This window comes from Streptomyces otsuchiensis (assembly GCF_004305975.1).
In the GTDB taxonomy this organism is placed as follows: Bacteria; Actinomycetota; Actinomycetes; order Streptomycetales; family Streptomycetaceae; genus Streptomyces; species Streptomyces otsuchiensis.
Genome location: NZ_BHZI01000098.1, coordinates 1 through 19,413, shown reverse-complemented (window position 1 = coordinate 19,413; position 19,413 = coordinate 1). Strand labels below are relative to the sequence as shown.

At 73.6% G+C, this 19,413-nt stretch carries 13 protein-coding genes; 9 read left to right on the top strand and 4 right to left on the bottom strand.

The window, feature by feature from the left end:
• The first annotated feature begins 568 nt into the window (after positions 1 to 568).
• Together E0D90_RS11690 and E0D90_RS11685 are read left to right on the top strand one after the other, a co-directional pair.
• Positions 569 to 757, top strand: a complete 189-nt coding sequence (locus E0D90_RS11690; protein WP_130797796.1) for a hypothetical protein — start codon at positions 569 to 571, stop codon at positions 755 to 757.
• A gap of 240 nt (positions 758 to 997) precedes the next feature.
• Positions 998 to 3,991, top strand: coding sequence for a helix-turn-helix transcriptional regulator (locus E0D90_RS11685; RefSeq protein ID WP_227870155.1), 2,994 nt, complete (start codon positions 998 to 1,000; stop codon positions 3,989 to 3,991).
• Positions 3,992 to 4,093: 102 nt separating this feature from the next.
• Here E0D90_RS11685 and E0D90_RS11680 read toward each other — a convergent pair whose 3' ends face one another.
• The 3 genes from E0D90_RS11680 to E0D90_RS11670 form a co-directional block, all read right to left on the bottom strand.
• Positions 4,094 to 4,519 (bottom strand): SUKH-4 family immunity protein, encoded by a 426-nt coding sequence (locus E0D90_RS11680; protein ID WP_130797794.1) that lies wholly within the window; start codon positions 4,517 to 4,519, stop codon positions 4,094 to 4,096.
• 250 nt (positions 4,520 to 4,769) lie between these two features.
• Positions 4,770 to 5,939: a PQQ-dependent sugar dehydrogenase gene (locus E0D90_RS11675; protein WP_130797792.1), complete on the bottom strand. Its 1,170-nt coding sequence runs from the start codon at positions 5,937 to 5,939 to the stop codon at positions 4,770 to 4,772.
• 332 nt (positions 5,940 to 6,271) lie between these two features.
• Positions 6,272 to 7,282, bottom strand: a complete 1,011-nt coding sequence (locus E0D90_RS11670) for an aldo/keto reductase (protein WP_130797790.1) — start codon at positions 7,280 to 7,282, stop codon at positions 6,272 to 6,274.
• A 181-nt stretch (positions 7,283 to 7,463) separates the two neighbouring features.
• Here E0D90_RS11670 and E0D90_RS11665 point away from each other — a divergent pair, with 181 nt between their 5' ends.
• The 6 genes from E0D90_RS11665 to serA all read left to right on the top strand — a co-directional run bounded on the left by E0D90_RS11665 (position 7,464) and on the right by serA (position 17,974).
• Positions 7,464 to 8,405 (top strand): 2-hydroxyacid dehydrogenase, encoded by a 942-nt coding sequence (locus tag E0D90_RS11665; protein ID WP_130797788.1) that lies wholly within the window; start codon positions 7,464 to 7,466, stop codon positions 8,403 to 8,405.
• A gap of 154 nt (positions 8,406 to 8,559) precedes the next feature.
• Positions 8,560 to 12,141, top strand: coding sequence for a diguanylate cyclase domain-containing protein (locus E0D90_RS11660; protein ID WP_130797786.1), 3,582 nt, complete (start codon positions 8,560 to 8,562; stop codon positions 12,139 to 12,141).
• A 430-nt stretch (positions 12,142 to 12,571) separates the two neighbouring features.
• Complete coding sequence (locus E0D90_RS11650) at positions 12,572 to 14,434, top strand: acetolactate synthase large subunit (RefSeq protein ID WP_130797784.1); 1,863 nt, start codon at positions 12,572 to 12,574, stop codon at positions 14,432 to 14,434.
• A 37-nt stretch (positions 14,435 to 14,471) separates the two neighbouring features.
• Complete coding sequence (gene ilvN / locus E0D90_RS11645; RefSeq protein WP_130797782.1) at positions 14,472 to 14,996, top strand: acetolactate synthase small subunit; 525 nt, start codon at positions 14,472 to 14,474, stop codon at positions 14,994 to 14,996.
• Positions 14,997 to 15,186: 190 nt separating this feature from the next.
• Complete coding sequence (ilvC, locus tag E0D90_RS11640; protein WP_103500797.1) at positions 15,187 to 16,185, top strand: ketol-acid reductoisomerase; 999 nt, start codon at positions 15,187 to 15,189, stop codon at positions 16,183 to 16,185.
• Between the two features lie 199 nt (positions 16,186 to 16,384).
• Positions 16,385 to 17,974, top strand: a complete 1,590-nt coding sequence (serA, locus tag E0D90_RS11635) for a phosphoglycerate dehydrogenase (protein ID WP_130797780.1) — start codon at positions 16,385 to 16,387, stop codon at positions 17,972 to 17,974.
• Positions 17,975 to 18,209: 235 nt separating this feature from the next.
• Here the strand turns inward: serA and E0D90_RS11630 are convergent, their stop codons facing one another.
• Complete coding sequence (locus E0D90_RS11630) at positions 18,210 to 19,157, bottom strand: glycoside hydrolase family 6 protein (protein WP_227870153.1); 948 nt, start codon at positions 19,155 to 19,157, stop codon at positions 18,210 to 18,212.
• Positions 19,158 to 19,164: 7 nt separating this feature from the next.
• Between E0D90_RS11630 and E0D90_RS27805 the strand changes: the two genes are divergently transcribed.
• Positions 19,165 to 19,413, top strand: a 249-nt coding sequence (locus E0D90_RS27805) for a hypothetical protein (protein WP_227870152.1), incomplete at its 3' end; no start/stop codon positions are given.

The following is a 19,413-nucleotide window of genomic DNA, read 5'->3' as shown; positions in this document are numbered from 1 at the left end:
GTCGTGGGGCGGACGGCCGCAGAGCCGGGGCGCGGAGCCGGGGCGAGCCCGAGGTGAGGTGCCGGCCCGCCTCGTCGCACCCGTGCCATGAGGTGCCGACGGGCAGTCCGCACGGCCCGCCAGACGGTCGGCGGCATTCCGTCCCGCCCCGTCCGTGGAGCGCGTCCTCCGCCCCGTGCGGGGGCCAGGGCCGCCCCATGCGCCCGCCCCGCGCGGCGTCGGGCCGCACCCGGGTCGGCTCCGGAGCGCACGACCGAGACGGCATGGTCAACGTCACCGGACGGGTAGCGCCGTGACGTCTGTCACGCTGTGGGTACTTAGGGCCACGGCCCGCGATGCCTTAGGGGAAGACCCCCGCCTTAGGGTCCGGCTCACTCCGCCACCGCCCCCCTTAGCGACCCGGCCACCACCGGAGGCGCCCGGTGGGTGAAGCCCGTCACCCGTCACCCCGCGGAAACCCGGAACTCTCCCGATGTGCCTCACCCCGCTGGGCGAGGAGCCTGGAGGCATCACACAGAGACGCCACGAGAGCCGACGAGGGCCTCACCCCCGGGAAGCAGGAGCAACGATGCTCGAATACCAGATGCACAAGCACCACGCCGCCGAACTCCGCCGAGAGGTCGCCGCCGCCCGCCGCGGGCGCCTGGCGCGCACCACCGACGCCGCCGAGCCGAGCGCCCGCGCCGCCACCCCCGCACCGGCCGAACGCCGCGCCACGCGCACGCGTCTCTTCGGTGGCGCGCCCCGCACCGTCTGACGACCGTGCCGTCCGCTCCCCACCCGAGGGCGGCGGCGCACCGACTCCGGGCCTGCCGGCTCCCACCCCACCGGGCGGAGCCCGCGGGCCCGGCGCGTTCGCCCGCCCGCTGCCCGGCGCGCCCCACCGCCCCGAATCCGCCGCCGGTAACGCCCGGACGGGGTGGTCCGCAATACCGCTACCGGGGTGTCAGTGCCACGTGCGATCCTCGGTGACGTGCGGAGTCATCGAGTCAGTCCAGTGTTCGTGGGGCGGAGCGGCGAACTGACCGCGCTGCGGGAGGGGCTCACCCGGGCGCGGCGCGGCGAGCCCCAGGCGTATGTCGTGGGCGGGGAGGCGGGGGTCGGCAAGAGCCGGTTGCTGGAGGAGTTCACCGCCCACGCGCGGGCCGCAGGAGTCACCACCGCGGTCGGTGGCTGCGTCGAACTCGGCGCCGACGGGCTGCCCTTCGCCCCCGTAGCCGCGGTGCTGCGATCCCTGCACCGTCAGCTGGGGCCCGCGCTGCCGCAGGCCGCCGCAGGGCAGGAGGACGAACTGGCCCGGCTGCTGCCCGAGCTGGGCGAGGCGGGCCACGCCCCGCCCGGCGAGGTGGACCGCGCCCTGCTGTTCGAGTTCACCACCCGCCTGCTGGAGCGGCTGGCCGCCGACCGCCCGTTGCTGGTCGCGGTCGAGGACCTCCACTGGTCGGACCGCTCCACGCGCGAACTGCTCGGCTATCTCTTCCGCTCGGTGCACCGTTCCCGGCTGCTGGTGGTGGTCACGTACCGCACCGACGACATCCACCGCCGTCATCCGCTGCGCCCCTTCCTCGCCGAACTGGACCGTTTGCGCAGCGTCCAGCGCATCGAACTGGCGCGGCTCAGCCGCTCCGAGGTCTCGGCGCAGATGGCGGGCATACAGGGGGCGCCGCCCGAGCCCGCCCAGCTCCGTTCGGTGTTCAGCCGCTCCGAGGGCAACCCCTTCTTCGTGGAGGAGCTGACCGCCGGCGGCAGCTCCGGCGACATCAGCGACTCCCTGCGGGATCTCCTGCTGGTCCGGATGGAGGCCCTCCCGGAGGACACCCAGGAGATCCTGCGGATCGTCGCCGAGGGCGGCTCCTCCGTCGAGCACGCCCTGCTGGCGGAGGTCGCCCGCTGCCCCGAGGGCGAACTGCTCACGGCGCTGCGCACCGCCGTCGGCGGCAACCTGCTCGTCCCGACCGACGACGGGGACGGCTACCGCTTCCGCCACGCGCTGATGCGGGAGGCCGTCATCGACGACCTGCTGCCCGGCGAGCGCGCCCGCCTGAACCGGCGCTACGCGGAGGCACTGGAAGAGTCGGGGCACGTCGTGCCCGTCCACCAGCTCGCCGCCCGTAAGGCCAGCTACTGGCATCTCGCGGGGGAGCCGACCCGGGCGCTGCCGGCCGTCCTGGACGCGGCGGTGCAGGCACGCCGCCGCTACGCCTTCGCCGAACAGCTCCGGCTGCTGGAGCGGGCCCTGGAGCTGTGGGACGGGGTGCCCAAGGAGATCCGCCGGGAGCTGCGCCCCGTCGACCACATCGAGAACTTCCCCGTCACCGACACCGAGCAGCCCCTGCGCTTCCGTGACCTGCTCGCGGAGGCGATGCACGCCGCCGTCCAGTCCGGCCAGCCCGACCGCGGCTGGGCCATCAGCAAGCAGGCGCTGCGACTGCTGGACGAGCAGGAGGACCCGCTGCGTGCGGCATGGTTCTGGGTCAACCGCTCCCGTACCCGTGAACAGCTGGGCAGGGGCGACGGACTGGAGGAGCTGGAGCGCGCCCGGTCGCTGATCGCCGGTCTCCCCCCGTCCATCGGCCACGCCCACGTGCTGGCCTCGGTCGCCTCGTGGCAGAACGTCAACCGTCCCGGCCCCGAGAGCTTCGGCCACGCCGAACGGGCGGTGGAGATGGCGCGCGTCACCGGGGCCGTGGCGATCGAACTGCACGCGCGGTTCACCCTGGCCAGCCTGAAGGCCGACTCCGGAGACGTCGACGGCGGCCTCGCCGACATGCGGGCCGTGCGCGACCAGATGCTGCGCCGTGAGCTGCCGCCGAGCATCAGCGGCATCGGCCGCGCCATGGTCAACTTCGCCGGGGCGCTCTTCCGGTTCGGCTGGCTCACCGAGGCGTGCACCGCCGCCGAGGAGGGGCTGGAACTGTGTGACCGTTTCGGGCTCTCCGAGACCAAGCCCTGGCTGCAGTCGGTGCGGGCGGGCGTCCTCGACCTGCTGGGTGACTGGGACGCCGCCGAGGAAGCGATCCAGTACTGCTGGCAGGCCGTCTCCGAGCCCCGTGCCCGCGCCGCCGCCCGTGCCCGCATCGGTCTGATGTGGCTCCGGCGCGGGGACGCCGACGCGGCGGAGCGCGCCCTGGAGGAGACGCGCGTGCTGCTGGACGTACCCGCCGTGCCGGCCCAGCAGTTCCGGCTGCCCGAGATCTGGCTCGCGATCGAGCTGGCCGCCGCCCGCGGCCGGATAACCGAGGTGCGTGAACACTTCGTGCGGGCGACCTCCGAGGAGTTTCCGCCGTTCATGGCCGCCCAGCTGTGGCAGATACTCCCGGTCGTGGCAGGGATCGAAGCCGACGCCCGGGGCGTCCCGGAGGCCGCCGAGGGCCGAGCCGAGGCGCTGCGCAGGATCCGGGAGGTGGCCGGCCGGATGCCCACGGTGGTCGAGCCCTGGGCCGCCGGCGAACTGCACTGGCGCGCCGAGCAGCTGCGCGCCGAGGGCCGGGACAGCCCCGAGGCGTGGCAGCGGGCGATCGATGCCCTCGTGGCCCTCCGCGACACCCCGGTGCCCGCCCTGGCATGGGCCCGGCGGCGCTACGCGGAGGCCGTCGTCGCCTCCGGAGGTTCCCGGCGGAGCGCCGAGGAGGCACTGCGGCTCGCCCGCGCCACCGCCGTGCGGCTGCGCGCCAAGCCGCTGGTGGAGGAGATCGACCAGCTCGCCAAGCGCGCCCGGCTCGACCTCGGTGCCGGTGGCAGCGGCCGGAACGGACGCGACGCAGAGACCGGGCTCGCCGTCTCCATGGGGCTCACCGCCCGCGAGCGCGACGTGCTGGCGCTGGTGGCGGCCGGACGGAGCAACCGCCAGATCGCTGAGGCCCTGTACATCGCGCCGAAGACCGCGAGCGTGCACGTCTCCAACATCCTGGCCAAGTTGGAGGTCTCCAGCCGGGGCGAGGCGGCCGCGCTGGCCCACCGTCTGCGGCTGGTCCCCGTGGCGACCGACTGAGTGAAGTGCTCCGGCACGCCGCGCGGGGCGGCGTGCCGGGCGAATAGCGGCGTGCCGGCCCGAGGAGGCGCGCGCCGACCGGCGGGCGCGCGCGACCGGGACTCAGGCGGTGATGCCGTAGCCCAGTTCCTCGGCGGCGACCGACCAGAACGTGTTCTCGTCCGCGACGGCCGGTGAGTCGATCGCGCGGAGGCGGTCGAGCAGGGTGCCGGTCAGCACCTCTCCCGCCTCGTCACCGCCCCCCTCGGCCCCGGCCGCCCGCACCGACGCCTCGCCGTACGCCTGCGAGCAGGCCATCAGTTCGGCGAGCCCGGTGTTGATCAGACGCGGGTCGCCGCCCTCGGGCACGCCCCAGACGCCGCCGTCGGAACGGTCCACGCCGATCATGCTCAGGCCGTCGTCCCGGGCGACCACCGCGAGCTTGCGCCCGCCGATCTCACGGCTGACGAACGGGGCTGCCAGCCAGGTGCCCGGGTACGGGAACGCCCCGCGCTGGTCGAGGAGTTCGGTGAGTGCGACATCGTCCATGCGCAGAGTGTAGAGAACGCCGGACGGTGGAAAGCACCGCCGCCCGCCTGGCGTGGCGCGACGTCCGGAAACCGCCGGTCGCGGTCGTGGTGCGGCGGCCGGCGGGCGTGCACGCCGTCGCGTCCGGGGTGCCGCCGCACGCTCTCCGGGGTGCCCGGCGCGGCCCGGTCCGCGTCGCTCTTCTCCGGTACGCCCCAACCCGGGCGGGATCGACTCCGGGACGGAGCCTCCGGGTGACGCGGCGTCCGGATCAGAGGACGTTCAGACGAAGGATCCGGTCGTCGCCGTCCTCCGGGGTGCCGCGGCCGTCCGTCTCGTTGGTCGCCAGCAGCAGTTCGCCCGGCCCGACGGCCAGAACAGCTCGCAGCCGGCCGTACTCGCTCTCGAAGAACGCCTCCGGCTCACCCGCTTCGCCTGCCCCGTCCAGCGGGACCCGCCACAGACGCTCGCCGCGCAGCCCCGCCATCCACAGGGCGCCGTCGGTGTAGGCGAGCCCGCTCGGCGAGGCCTGCTCCACCGGCCACTCGACCTGCGGATCGACGAAGCCGTCGTCCGCCCCGCCGCTGCCCTCGTGCTCCGGCCATCCGTAGTTGGCGCCCGGCTCGATCAGGTTCAGTTCGTCCAGCGAGCGAGCGCCGAACTCCGACGCCCACAGCCGGTCGCGGTCGTCCCACGCCAGCCCCTGCACGTTGCGGTGACCCAGGGAGAACACCAGCGAGTCCGGCTCGGGGTTGTCCCCGGGCACCTCGCCGTCGGGCGTCATCCTCAGGATCTTCCCCGCCAGGGAGTCCGGGTCCTGGGCGAGGTCGGGCTCGTTGGCGTCACCGGTGCCCGCGTAGAGCATGCCGTCGGGGCCGAAGGCCAGCCCGCCGCCGTGGTGGATGACATCGTCCTTGGGGATGCCGTCGAGCACCACGTCCGGGCTCCCGAGCTGCCCGTCGGTGTACCGCATCCGCACCACGCGGTTGTCCGACGCGGCGGTGATGTAGGCGTAGAGCGTGTCGCCGTCGAGCGCCAGCCCGAGAAGGCCGCCCTCGCCGTTGGCCTCCACCCCCTCCACCCGGCCGGCCTCGGTGGTCTCGCCCGAATCCGCGTCCACACGCAGCACGGTGGCGTCGTCGCGCGAGCCCACCAGCAGGTCGCCGTCGGGCAGCTCCACCATCCCCCAGGGGGAGGGGAGGCCCTCGGCGACCGTGCCCTCGACCTCCGCGGAGCCCTCGGCCGGCGCCGCGTCGCCGTCCTCCGTCGCCTCCCCGTCGCCGTCGCCCTCCGGCGGTGCGGGGGAGTCCCCGGCGCCGGGGCGGGAGGGGCCGTCCCCGGCCCCTTCGGAGGAGTCGTCGCCGGAGCAGCCGACGGCGAGCACCGCGAGCGCGGTGAGCGCGGCGGCCAGGGAACGTGAGGCCAGTGGCCGTGCGGACATCGGTGGTGCCTCCAAGCGGGGTACTGCGGTCCGGTTGCAACGACGCACCTACCCGGTCACCGGGCGCCGACGCCTCGCGGCAGCGAGTGACACCCGTCCGCCGGAGCCCGCACGGGGCGGCCGACGCCGAGGCGGAACCGGGATCGACACCCGGGCCGGCCGCAAAGCGTGTTTGAGACCCCGCGCCGGGCGCGCGACGCCGGCCACGGCCATCTGCTGCGTTGTCAGGAACGCCCGAATGCAACCCGGTGTGAGGGCGCCCCTCCGCTTGCGACTGACCGCGCCTGACGCCGCGAGCTGATCCGACGCGGGGTCTCAAACAGGCTCTCAGCTCAGTCCCAGGAGTCGAGGGCCTCCGGCAGCCCGGAGAGCTCGCGCAGGTCCTCCGGGAGGAGCGCCAGCCCGGCCGCGTCACAGTTCTCCCGTGCCCACCGCTCCCTCTTGGTGCCCGGTACCGGCACCACCTGCTCGCCCTGGGCCAGCAGCCACGCCAGCGCCACCTGCGCCGCGGTGGCCCCGTGGTGGCGCTCGGCCACCCGGCGCAGTGCCGCCACCACGGGCTGGTGCTCCGCCATCATCTCCGCCGTGAAACGCGGATGGCGGGCCCGTACGTCGTCGGGTTCGAAGCCCCGTCCCGCGGTCAGGGTCCCCGTCAGATAGCCGCTGCCGAGTGGCATCGCCGCGAGCAGGGCCACGCCCCGTGCCCGGCACCACGGCAGCAGTTCGCTCGCCGCGCGCGGTGCCCACACCGACAGCTCCGCCTGCACGGCGCCGACGGGAAAGACCTGCTGGACCCGGTCGAGCAGCCGCACCGTCGCCCCGTAGCCGACCGCCCCGCCCTGCCCCGGGCGAAGCGGCCCCAGGCCGCCGGTGTCGACGGCCGACAGCCCCAGGGCCCGCACCTTGCCGGCCCGCACCAGCTCCGCCATCGCGCCCCAGGTCTCCTCGACGGGAACCTTGGGGTCGGGGCGGTGCAGCTGGTAGAGGTCGATCCACTCGGTTCGCAGCCGCCGCAGCGAGGCGTCGCAGGCGCGGCGGATGTAGCCGGGGCGGCCGTCGGCCACCAGGTGCCCCTCGCCGACGAGCAGACCGCCCTTGGTGGAGACGAACGCCTCCTCCCGGCGTCCGTGCAGGGCCCGTCCCAGCAGCAGTTCGTTGGTGAACGGCCCGTAGCTGTCGGCCGTGTCCAGCAGCGTGGCCCCCTGGTCCAGCGCGGCGTGCACGGCGCGGACCGACTCCCGCCCGTCCCGCTCCGAGGCGGTGTAGGCCCAGCTCATGGGCATGCAGCCGAGGCCGATCGCCCCGACCCGCAGCGCCCCCGCGCCCAGCGTGGTCTTCCGCACCCCTGCCGTTCCTCCCCGCGTGCCGCGTCCCGCGTACCGAACCGTCCGTGCGGCGGTCCGCGCGGCCCCTGTGCCGCGCGGACCGCGCACCGCGTCACCGAACCGCGGTGTCCGCGCGGCGTTCAAGGTATCGCTGCACGTCCCCTGACCCGCGCGCCCCCCGGCTCGTTAGGCTGACCATATGACCACCGGTGATGTCTGGCTTCCTCTTCCGATCGACGAGCTCGGCCCGCTGCCGCGCTCGCTCCGGTACCACTACTGGAACGGCGAGGAGGAACTCCCCGCCGACCCGGCGGACTGTGTGTTCTACGGGGTGCCCTACATGCGCCCCGCCGGGGTGGTGACGGCCCCGCTGCCGAAGATGGACCGGCTGCGGGTCATCCAGACGCTCACCGCCGGCTACGACCACCTGCTGCCCTCCCTGCCCTCGCTCCGTGAGGACGTCCAGCTGTGCAACGCCGGCGACCTCCACAACACCAGCACCTCCGAGATGGCCCTGGCGCTCACCCTGTCCGCGCTGCGCGGCATCCCCGAAGCCGCGCGCGACCAGGTGGACGGCGGCTGGCACCACCGGGTGCTGCCGTCGCTGGCCGACCGCAGCGTCCTCATCGTCGGCTACGGGGGCATCGGGGCCGCCGTGGAGGAGCGGCTGATCCCCTTCGAGCCGCGGCGGATCACGCGCGTCGCGGGCTCCGCGCGCCAGTCGCCGCGAGGCCCCGTGCACGCCGTCGGCCGGCTGCCGGAACTGCTGCCGGAGGCCGAGGTGGTGATCCTCTGTGTGCCGCTCAACGACGCCACCCGGGGCTTGGCTGACGCCGCCTTCCTGGCGCGGATGCCGGACGGCGCCCTCCTGGTCAACGTGGCCCGGGGCGCCGTGGTCGACACGGCGGCACTGCTCGCCGAGACGACCTCGGGCAGGCTCCTGGCCGCACTGGACGTGACCGACCCGGAACCGCTGCCGGCCGACCATCCGCTGTGGCGGGCCCCTGGCGTTCTGATCACGCCCCATGTGGGCGGCTCCTCCTCCGCCTTCCTGCCGCGCGCGGTGCGCATGCTGCACGGCCAGCTGAGCCGCTTCACGGACGGCGAACCGCTGCGGCACGTGGTGGCGACCGGCGGCTGAGCTGTCGCGGATCGCTCCGAATACCACAAAACCGACCGCGAAGGGAGGAAGTTCGCACAGTTAGTTACCCTGTGTCGTGAATGGATGCCATTCTGTGATCGGCTGGTGTATCGTCCCTCAGGGGCGTGCCCAGGACGCAGGGGGCGATACGCGAATGCACAGTCCACGAAAGGCAGTTGAACGCTCGGACGACCACCTCGGTGGCACCGGCGGGCGGGGGCGCCGAGCACCGTCGAGCGGGCTGGTCCGGCAGGTGGCACTAGCCGCGATCTGCGCGGCGTACGCGGCGGGCGCGGCATTGGGATGGGGCTCGGAACGCCTCGCACTCGTCATGGGCGATTTCGGGCTCAGTGCCGCCGCGCTGCTGGCAGCCACATCCTGCCTCTGGTACGCGCGCACCCGCGCCGGGGAGTTCCGTCCCGCGTGGATCCTCTTCGGTCTCTCCTCGCTGATGGTGGGGGTCGGGAACGCCATCTGGGGCTGGTACGAGGTCATCCTGCGGGAGCCGGTACCCCGGATCTCCCTGGCGGACGTCTGTTTCCTCCTCTTCGCGCCCCTGGCCATCGTCGGGCTGCTGATGCTCGCCAAGCGTCCGGTCTCCCGCGCCGGCTGGCTGTGCCTGGGACTGGACGCCTCGCTGATCGCCGGGTCGCTGCTGACCCTCTCCTGGTCGGTCGCGCTCACCCACACCGCTCAGTGGCAGGGGGAGACCGTCATCCGCGCCACCCTGGCGCTCGCCTACCCACTGCTCGACATCGCACTGGTGAGCATGGTGCTGGTGCTGCACTTCCGGCGCACCTCGGCCCAGCGATCGGCGGTCAACACCGCCGTCGGCGCGCTCAGCCTGACCGTTCTGTGCGACGCGCTGTTCACCTCGCCGCTGCTGCGTGACCAGTACACCTCGGGGCAACTGCTCGACGCGGGCTGGTTCGCCGGGTCGCTGCTGCTGGCCTGCGCGCCGTGGACACCGAGCGTCACCCAGCAGGCAGGACGGCTCGTCGAGCGGTCACCGGTCAGGGCGGCCGCGCTCGCGGGTGTCGCGCCGTCGGTGCCGGTGCGGGCCGCGGTGGCCGCCGGAGCCCCCGGCGCGCTCTCCCGCCGGGGCTCCGGGCCGCCCCCCGCCCAGCCGCTGGCCGGCTCGCTCGCCTCGCTGACTCCCTATCTGGCCGCCGCGGTCTGCACCCTCTCCATCCTCATCACCGTGATCAAGGGACGCGAGGTCGATCCCGTCGTGGTGGCCACCGCCTGCGCCGTGGTCCTCGCACTTCTCGTGCGGCAGGGCATCATGCTGCGCGACAACATCGTGCTCACCGGGGAACTCGCCCAGCAGGAGAGCCACTTCCGGTCGCTGGTACAGGGGTCCAGTGATGTGATCATGATCGCCGCCCCGGACGGAGTCCTCCGCTACGTCAGCCCGGCGGCGGCAGGCGTGTACGGGCAGGACGCCGACCAGCTCGTCGGCCGCCGGCTCTCCGACCTCATCCACGCGGACGACCTGGGCAGGGTCGAGTTCGAACTGCGCCGGTTCCTCTCGGTCCCGGCGGCCCGGGAGACCGTCACCCGGGTCGAATGCCGGGTGCAGCACGGTGCCGGGCGCTGGCTCAACGTCGAGTCCTCCGTCAACCGTCACCAGAACGGACTGATCTTCAACAGCCGGGACGTCACCGAACGCGTCCGGCTCCAGGCGCAGTTGCAGCACAGCGCCTCCCACGACTCGCTCACCGACCTCCCCAACCGCGCGCTGTTCACGGAGCGGGTCCGGCAGGCGGTCGACACCAGGCGGTCGGGGGAGCGGACCGCCGCGGTCTTCTACATCGACCTCGACGGCTTCAAGGCCGTCAACGACACCGCGGGCCACCAGACCGGCGACGAACTGCTGGTGCAGGCGGCCCGCCGCCTGCGTGAGTCCGTTCGGGCGGGTGACACCACCGCGCGGCTCGGCGGCGACGAGTTCGCCGCGTTGCTGACATCCTGCCCCGCCCCCGGTGAGGGCGGCGCCACGGGCGAGGAGGTCGCCCGGGACCGCGCCTGCGAGGCTGCCGGGCGGCGCGCCACGGCGGGCCGGGCGGCCGGTGACGGCTCCTCCAGCCGGGAGGAGCAGGTCCTCGACATCGCCGAGCGGGTGCGGGCCGCCCTCTCCCGTCCCTATCTGATCGACGGCCACGAGGTCCGGGTCGCGGCCAGCATCGGCATCGCGTTCGCCACCCCCGGCTGCACTCCGGCGGAGTTGCTGCGCGACGCCGACATCGCCATGTACCGGGCGAAGCAGGCGGGGAAGGGCCGGGTCGAGCTCTACACGCCCGGCGCCGACGGGCGGGGCGACGGCTTCGCCACGGCGGCCGGTCGTCGGGCCGACGGTCCGGGCAGTGCGACTCGCCCGGCTTCCGGCCCATCCGCACGTGCGGGCTCGGCCTCGCCCGACGGCGCGGCGGAGCACGGCCCGTCCGCTGGCGCACCGCCCACGGGCACCCCGTCCGGTGCCGCCTCGTCCGGTGCCGCCCCGTCCGTTCGGCTCCCCGCAGCCGGGCGCCGGGGACGGTTCGCGGCGGGCCCGACCGGGCGCTCGCGTGGTCCACTCCCCGCCGCGCGTTCCCCCCTGGCCCTGCCCGCCGTCCGCCGCCGTCCCGAACCGCCGTCCGGGGGAGTGCCGTCGGTCCCCGGCGAGATGGCCGGACGCCCCGGCGCCGGGCGCGCCGCCCCGGTCCCGGGCCGGCGTGCCGAACGGGCGGAGCGGCCTTCCGCCGTGCTGCACCAACCGGTGGTCGCGCTGGCCGACGGAGCCGTCGTCGGCTTGACCGCGGTTCCGGCTGCGGTCACGCGGACCACCGGTGCCCCCGCGCTACTGCCGCATCAGGCGGGGCCCGAACTCGGTGGCGCACTGCCTGACGACCGGCCCGACGGGCAGGCCGCCGCTTCCGGAGGTCCCGGACATCCTTCAGCGGGCCCCCTGCCCCCGCCCGCCTGCCGCGGGAGCGGCCGGGCGTGCGCTGTCGGGGAGTCGCTGAAGTCGGAGTGCCCGCAGTGCCCGGAGCGCGCCGCGATCGGCGTCGGCGCGCCCTCGTCCCCGCCTGACGGGCGTCGGCTGCTGGAGCTGGCGCTCTCCTCGGCGGCCGCCCGCCGGACTCGGCACGGTTCCCTGCCCGTCACCGTGCCGCTGCCCGCGGGCGATCTCGATGCCGGAGGGCTGGAGGTGGAGGAGGTGGCCGAGATGCTCGACCGCCACGATCTGCCCGCACACCTTCTGACCGTCGAGATCCCGGACGCCAACCGCTGCCTGGACGCCGAGGAGCCCGGACGCCGGCTGGCACGTCTGCGCGGGCTCGGAGTCGGTATCGCGCTGACCGGCCTGGGCGACGGCCGTGTCCCGCTCCTGGCACTGCACCGCCTGCCCGTCACGGAGGTCCGGCTGGCCCGCGAGCTGGTCGGCGGACTGCCGGCCTCGCCGGAGCTGCGCGCCATCGTCGCGGCTCTGCTCGGTCTCTCCGAGGAGCTGGGCGTCACCGCCGTCGCGGACGGCGTCGACCACCCCGAGCAGGTCGCGGCGCTGCGGGCGCTCGGCTGCCCGCGCGGCCGGGGCGCCGCCCTGGGCGGGCCCCTGAGTGACGAGGCCCTGGAGGCCGCCCTGCGCCGGGGGCGGCTACCGCTCCCCGGCGAGGGGGCCGGTCCCCGGGCCGCATCCGAGGGGGCCCGTGGGCGCTCCCGCTTCGCGTCGTCCCGGCGGCCGGCCGGGCGGTGAGAGGGCTCAGCCGGCGGCGCCTCCCCGGCCGCTCCCGCCGCCCGTCACGTCACACACCCCGGCGGCGGTGGGAGCGGTGTCCGCCGCCGCCGGGCGACGACCGCCCTGACCTCCTCGAACAGCGCTCGCACGGCTGTCCGTCGCGCGCCCGGATAGTGAGACTGCCGTTCCGCTGGCTTGACACACGTAACCCAAAGGAGCAGTGTCTGTGCCATGCGCACCCGAATTCTCGTACTTGGCAGGCGCGTCGACTGACCAGGGACCCAGCTCCCGCGGCCACCCGACGCGCCCCCCTCGCCTGCCTGACGGCACGAGGGGTTTTTTGTTGCACCGAACCGGTCCCGGACGGCTCCGCCGGCCGCTCCGCGAACCGCCCGAGACCACTCCACCCCCAGCGTCACCACCCCTCAGAACCGGGAAGAGACCGCCGATGACCGAGCAGGCAGGCGGGGCACCCAAGCCACAGCCACGGGCCCCCCGCAACGGACCGCAGCCGACCGCCACCGTCGAGCACCTCACGGGGGCCCAGTCCCTCATCCGCTCCCTCGAGTCGGTCGGCGCCGACACCGTATTCGGCATCCCCGGCGGTGCGATCCTCCCGGCCTACGACCCGATGATGGACTCCGGCAGCGTCCGTCACATCCTGGTGCGTCACGAGCAGGGCGCCGGCCACGCCGCGACCGGCTACGCACAGGCCACCGGCAAGGTCGGTGTGTGCATGGCGACCTCCGGCCCCGGCGCCACCAACCTGGTCACGCCGATCGCCGACGCGCACATGGACTCGGTTCCGCTGGTCGCCATCACCGGCCAGGTCGCCAGCAAGTCCATCGGCACCGACGCGTTCCAGGAAGCCGACATCTGCGGCATCACCATGCCCGTCACCAAGCACAACTTCCTGGTCACCGACCCGGCCGACATCCCCCGCACCATCTCCGAGGCGTTCCACATCGCCTCCACCGGCCGCCCCGGCCCGGTCCTGGTCGACATCTCCAAGGACGCCCTCCAGGCGCAGACGACCTTCAGCTGGCCGCCCACCCAGGACCTCCCGGGCTACCGGCCCGTCAGCCGCCCGCACGCCAAGCAGATCCGCGAGGCCGCCCGGCTCATCACCGAGGCACGGCGGCCCGTCCTCTACGTCGGCGGCGGCGTCATCAAGGCGGGCGCCTCGGCGGAGCTGCGCGCACTGGCCGAACAGGCCGGCATCCCGGTCACCACCACGCTGATGGCGCTCGGCGCGTTCCCGGACAGCCACCCCCTGCACGTCGGGATGCCCGGCATGCACGGCTCCGTCACCGCCGTCACCGCGCTGCAGAAGGCGGACCTCATCGTGGCGCTGGGGGCCCGCTTCGACGACCGGGTCACCGGCAAGCTCGACTCCTTCGCCCCGCACGCCAAGGTGGTCCACGCCGACATCGACCCCGCGGAGATCGGGAAGAACCGGGCCGCCGACGTGCCGATCGTCGGTGACGTCCGCGACGTCCTGGCCGACCTCGCCGCCGCCCTGCGCGCCGAGGAGGAGGCGGGCCACAGCGGCGACTACGCCGCCTGGCGCGAGCTGCTGACCCGCTGGCGCGAGACCTACCCGCTCGGCTACGACCTGCCCGACGACGGCAGTCTCTCCCCGCAGCAGGTCATCGAACGGATCGGCAGGCTCGCCCCCCGCGACACCGTCTACACCGCCGGCGTCGGCCAGCACCAGATGTGGGCCGCCCACCACCTGACGTTCGAGACCCCCGCCACCTGGCTCAACTCCGGCGGCCTCGGCACCATGGGCTACGCCGTTCCGGCCGCGCTCGGCGCCAAGGCGGGCCGCCCCGACACGACGGTCTGGGCCATCGACGGGGACGGCTGCTTCCAGATGACCAACCAGGAACTGGTCACCGCCGCCCTGAACCGCATCCCCATCAAGGTCGCCGTCATCAACAACGGCGCCCTCGGCATGGTGCGCCAGTGGCAGACCCTCTTCTACAACCAGCGGTACTCCAACACCGCACTGCACTGCGCGCCCGGGGGTGACGACGGCGCGGCCCCGCCGCCCGGCCGTGGCACCCGGGTGCCCGACTTCGTCATGCTCGCCGAGGCGATGGGCTGCGTCGGGCTGCGCTGTGAGGACCCCGCCGACCTCGACGCCATCATCGAGAAGGCCAACTCCATCAACGACCGTCCCGTCGTCGTGGACTTCATCGTCCACGAGGACGCCATGGTCTGGCCCATGGTGGCGGCCGGGACCTCCAACGACGAGGTGCAGGCCGCCCGCGGGGTCCGCCCCGACTTCGGTGACCTGGACGACTGAGGCCCGACGGCGCCGAGACCGAGAAAGCAGACCATCCATGTCCAAGCACACGCTGTCCGTCCTGGTGGAGAACAAGCCCGGCGTCCTGGCCCGGATCACCGCGCTGTTCTCCCGCCGCGGCTTCAACATCGACTCCCTCGCCGTCGGCACCACCGAGCATCCCGAGGTCTCCCGCATCACCATCGTGGTGAACGTGGAGAGCCTGCCGCTGGAGCAGGTCACCAAGCAGCTCAACAAGCTCGTCAACGTGCTGAAGATCGTCGAGCTGGAGCCCACGGCCGCCGTACAGAGGGAACTCGTTCTGGTGAAGGTCCGCGCGGACAACGAGACCCGTTCACAGATCGTGGAGATCGTGCAGCTCTTCCGCGCCAAGACCGTGGACGTCGCCCCGGAGGCGGTCACCATCGAGGCCACCGGGAGCAGTGACAAGCTGGAGGCGATGCTGCGCATGCTGGAACCGTTCGGTGTGAAGGAGCTGGTCCAGTCCGGCACCATCGCCATCGGACGTGGCGCGCGCTCCATCACCGACCGCTCGCTGCGCGCCCTGGAGAGGTCCGCCTGACCGGCGGTCCGTCCCGGGGCACCACCACCGGACGCGCGCCCACCCCCACGCGCCCGGTGACCCACGGCGGTTCCCGGTCCCGCCGGGCACCGCCACCGCGGGCCGGCCACCGGCCCACCGCCGGCGGCGCACCCCTCCCGCCGGAATCAGAGCACCACCGAGCACCACCCATCACAAGGAGAAGACCGAAGTGGCCGAGCTGTTCTACGACGACGATGCCGACCTGTCCATCATCCAGGGCCGCAAGGTCGCGGTCCTCGGCTACGGCAGCCAGGGCCACGCCCACGCGCTGTCCCTGCGCGACTCGGGCGTCGACGTCCGCGTCGGCCTGCACGAGGGCTCCCGCTCCCGCACCAAGGCCGAGGAACAGGGCCTGCGCGTGGTGACCCCGGCCGAGGCGTCCGCCGAGGCCGACGTGATCATGGTCCTGGTCCCGGACCCCATCCAGGCCAAGGTCTACGAGGAGTCCGTCAAGGCCCACCTGAAGGAGGGCGACGCGCTCTTCTTCGGCCACGGCTTCAACATCCGGTTCGGCTTCATCCAGCCGCCCGCCGGTGTCGACGTCTGCATGGTCGCCCCCAAGGGCCCCGGCCACCTGGTGCGCCGTCAGTACGAGGAAGGCCGTGGTGTCCCCTGTATCGCGGCGGTCGAACAGGACGCCACCGGGAAGGCGTTCGCCCTCGCCCTGTCCTACGCGAAGGCGATCGGCGGCACCCGCGCCGGTGTCATCAAGACCACCTTCACCGAGGAGACCGAGACCGACCTCTTCGGTGAGCAGGCGGTCCTCTGCGGCGGCGCCTCCGCCCTGGTCAAGGCCGGTTTCGAGACCCTGGTCGAGGCCGGCTACCAGCCGGAGATCGCGTACTTCGAGTGCCTGCACGAGCTGAAGCTCATCGTGGACCTCATGTACGAGGGCGGCCTGGAGAAGATGCGCTGGTCCATCTCGGAGACCGCCGAGTGGGGCGACTACGTCACGGGCCCGCGCATCGTCACCGACGCCACCAAGGCCGAGATGAAGAAGGTCCTCGCGGAGATCCAGGACGGCACCTTCGCCAAGACCTGGATGGCCGAGTACGAGGCCGGTCTGCCCAAGTACAACCAGTACAAGACCGCGGACTCCAACCACAAGCTGGAGACCACCGGCAAGGAGCTGCGCAAGCTCATGAGCTGGGTCGACAACGAGGACTGAGCGTTCCGGACACCCGGCTTCGCCCGATAGGGCGGCGGTCCCGCGCAACAGGCGCCGGGACCGCCGCCGCGCCGATACACTGCCAGCACTAGCGCGTCACAGGCTCACAGCGTCGTGTGTCTCACGCGGCTGCCAACCTCCACCGCCTTCGGCCGTCGGGACGCGGCCACCCGCAGAGGACAAGCGAGGACTGAGACAAGTGAGCAAGCCAGTCGTACTGATCGCCGAGGAACTTTCTCCCGCCACCGTCGACGCGCTGGGGCCGGACTTCGAGATCCGGCACTGCAACGGCGCCGATCGCGGCGAACTCCTCGGCGCCATCGCCGAAGCCGACGCCATCCTGATCCGCAGCGCCACCAAGGTCGACGCCGAGGCCATCGCCGCCTCCCGCCGGCTGCGCGTCATCGCCCGGGCCGGCGTCGGTCTCGACAACGTGGACGTCTCCGCCGCCACCAAGGCCGGCGTGATGGTCGTCAACGCCCCGACCTCCAACATCGTGACCGCCGCCGAGCTGGCCTGCGGTCTGATCCTGGCCACCGCGCGGCACATCCCGCAGGCCAACGCCGCGCTCAAGCAGGGCGAGTGGAAGCGCAGCAAGTACACGGGTGTCGAGCTGTCCGAGAAGACCCTCGGCGTTGTCGGTCTCGGCCGGATCGGTGTCCTCGTCGCCCAGCGGATGTCCGCGTTCGGCATGAAGGTCATCGCCTACGACCCCTACGTCCAGCCGGCGCGTGCCGCGCAGATGGGCGTCAAGATGGTGGCGCTCGACGACCTGCTGGCCGCCTCCGACTTCATCACGGTGCACCTGCCGAAGACGCCCGAGACGCTCGGACTCATCGGTGACGAGGCGCTGTCGAAGGTCCAGCCCTCGGTGCGGATCATCAACGCCGCCCGCGGCGGCATCGTGGACGAGGTCGCGCTGGCCAGCGCCCTCAAGGAGGGCCGGGTCGCCGGCGCCGGGCTCGACGTCTACTCCACCGAGCCCTGCACCGACTCCCCGCTCTTCGAGTTCGACAACGTGGTCTCCACCCCGCACCTCGGCGCCTCCACGGGCGAGGCCCAGGAGAAGGCGGGCGTCTCCGTGGCCCGCTCGGTGCGTCTGGCGCTGGCCGGAGAACTCGTCCCGGACGCGGTCAACGTCCAGGGCGGTGTCATCGCCGAGGACGTCCGTCCCGGCCTGCCGCTGGCGGAGAAGCTGGGGCGCATCTTCACCGCGCTCGCCGGCGAGGTCGCGCAGCGCCTCGATGTCGAGGTCTACGGCGAGATCACGCAGCATGACGTGAAGGTCCTCGAACTCTCCGCGCTCAAGGGCGTCTTCGAGGACGTCGTCGCCGAGACCGTCTCCTATGTGAACGCGCCGCTGTTCGCGCAGGAGCGGGGCGTCGAGGTCCGGCTGACCACCAGCTCGGAGTCCCCCGACCACCGCAACGTCATCACGGTGCGCGGCACCCTGACCGACGGGGCGGAGGTGTCGGTCTCCGGCACCCTGGCCGGCCCCAAGCACCAGCAGAAGATCGTCGGCATCGGCGAGCACACGGTGGACCTCGCCCTCGCCGACCACATGGCCTTCCTGCGTTACACCGACCGCCCCGGCGTCGTCGGCACGCTGGGCCGGCTGCTCGGCGAGGAGGGCATCAACATCGCCGGTATGCAGGTCTCCCGTGCGGAGGAGGGCGGCGCCGCACTCGTCGCGCTCACCGTCGACGGCACGATCCCGGCGCAGGTGCTGGCCGAGATCGGCGACGAGATCGGTGCTGTCTCGGCGCGGGGCGTGAACCTCACGGACTGAGCGTCCGGCGGGCCGTGCGCTCAGCCGGCCGTTCGGCCGCATGCGGCGGGCACACGCGACGGCGATGCGAGGGCGCTTGGGCGCGGCCGCATCGCAGGTGGCAGCTCACGGCGCGACGGCGGTCCGATGTGAACGACGCGGCCGGTCCGGTCCCTTCCGGGGCCGGGCCGGCCGCGTCGGCGTTTCCCGGCGGTCGGCGCCAGGACGGTGCGAAGTGCGGGGCGGCGCCCCGGTGTCAGCCGCCCGCCAGCGCGTGGGCCGCGTCGGGAGAGAAGGCGCCGGCGGGACCGGCGCAGCCGTCCAGCTCCCCGGGGAGCTTGATCCACAGGTAGGCGTCGACACCGTTGGTGCCGGTGTCCGTCGTGGGGCTGTCGCCCACCAGGCGGCCGGGCGGGTCGCACCACTCGTCGTCCAGCGGCCCGTTCCCGTTACGGCTGGTGTCGATCACCGCGCCGAGCCCGCCGCCCAGCTCGCTGACGAGCGCGGCGGCGAAGGCCGTCTCGTCGGCGGTCACCCGGTAGTTGGAGACGTTGGTGGCGACACCCGCGCCGTGTTCGAGGATCCCCGCCTCGCGCAGCGGGCCGGCGATGGCGGCGGGCGAGTGCCAGGCCGAGTGACCGGCGTCGTAGTAGACGCGGGCCTGCGGATTGGCGTCGGTGAACGCCGCCGCCGCTCCGGCGAGCGCGCTGAGGCGCTCCGCGCGCTGCTGCTGGTCGAGGCAGCCGATCAACGGGATGGCGTCCGGTTCCAGCACCACGATCACCGGATCGCTGCCGAGCCCGGCGGCGAACCCCTCGGTCCACGACCGGTACGAGGCGAAGTCGGGAGCGCCGCCGCCGGAGTGGTTGCCGCAGTCCCGGAACGGGATCATGTACGGCACGACAACGGCGACCTGGCCCGCGTCGGAGGCGGCCGAGGTGACGGCCCGCACCTCCTCGGTGATGGTGCCCGGGTTGTACTGCCCGGCGAACCACACGGCCTGCGGCTGGGAGGCGATGCGTTCGGAGATCAGCGGGGTCCTGGGATCGCCCGGGTTGGCGTCGACCCAGGCGTTGACGGCGGCGTCGGCCCGGTACAGCTCGCTGCCCTCGGGCAGGGCGGTGACGGCCGGGGTGTCGGTGGCGGGTATGTCGTCGGTTGTGGTTGTGGTTGTGGCGTTCGCGGTCTGGGTCTGCGCGACCACCGCGCCCATGAGCAGGGCGACGGCGCCGACGCCGGCCAGCAGTGGCCTGGTGCGCCGTGTTCGGCGGTGCCTGGTGGGGGAGTGGGCGGCTCTGGTCCGGCTGCGTGCCGACGGAGCGGGAGGACCGGCCGTCTCGGCCGCCCGGCGGCTGCTCGGCGCTCCCGCGCACACGGACGACTCCGCGCCGGACGCGGCCCACCGATGGCACCCGGCGCCTGCGGACGGCGTCAGCCCCGTGGCGGGGGTGGGAGTGGTG

Excerpts from the sequence above, each read along its gene's own strand:
- E0D90_RS11690 (WP_130797796.1), top strand. The coding sequence starts at position 569 with ATGCTCGAATACCAGATGCACAAGCACCACGCCGCCGAACTCCGCCGA.
- E0D90_RS11680 (WP_130797794.1), bottom strand. The coding sequence starts at position 4,519 with ATGGACGATGTCGCACTCACCGAACTCCTCGACCAGCGCGGGGCGTTC.
- E0D90_RS11675 (WP_130797792.1), bottom strand. The coding sequence starts at position 5,939 with ATGTCCGCACGGCCACTGGCCTCACGTTCCCTGGCCGCCGCGCTCACC.
- E0D90_RS11665 (WP_130797788.1), top strand. The coding sequence starts at position 7,464 with ATGACCACCGGTGATGTCTGGCTTCCTCTTCCGATCGACGAGCTCGGC.
- E0D90_RS11660 (WP_130797786.1), top strand. The coding sequence starts at position 8,560 with ATGCACAGTCCACGAAAGGCAGTTGAACGCTCGGACGACCACCTCGGT.
- E0D90_RS11650 (WP_130797784.1), top strand. The coding sequence starts at position 12,572 with ATGACCGAGCAGGCAGGCGGGGCACCCAAGCCACAGCCACGGGCCCCC.
- ilvN (WP_130797782.1), top strand. The coding sequence starts at position 14,472 with ATGTCCAAGCACACGCTGTCCGTCCTGGTGGAGAACAAGCCCGGCGTC.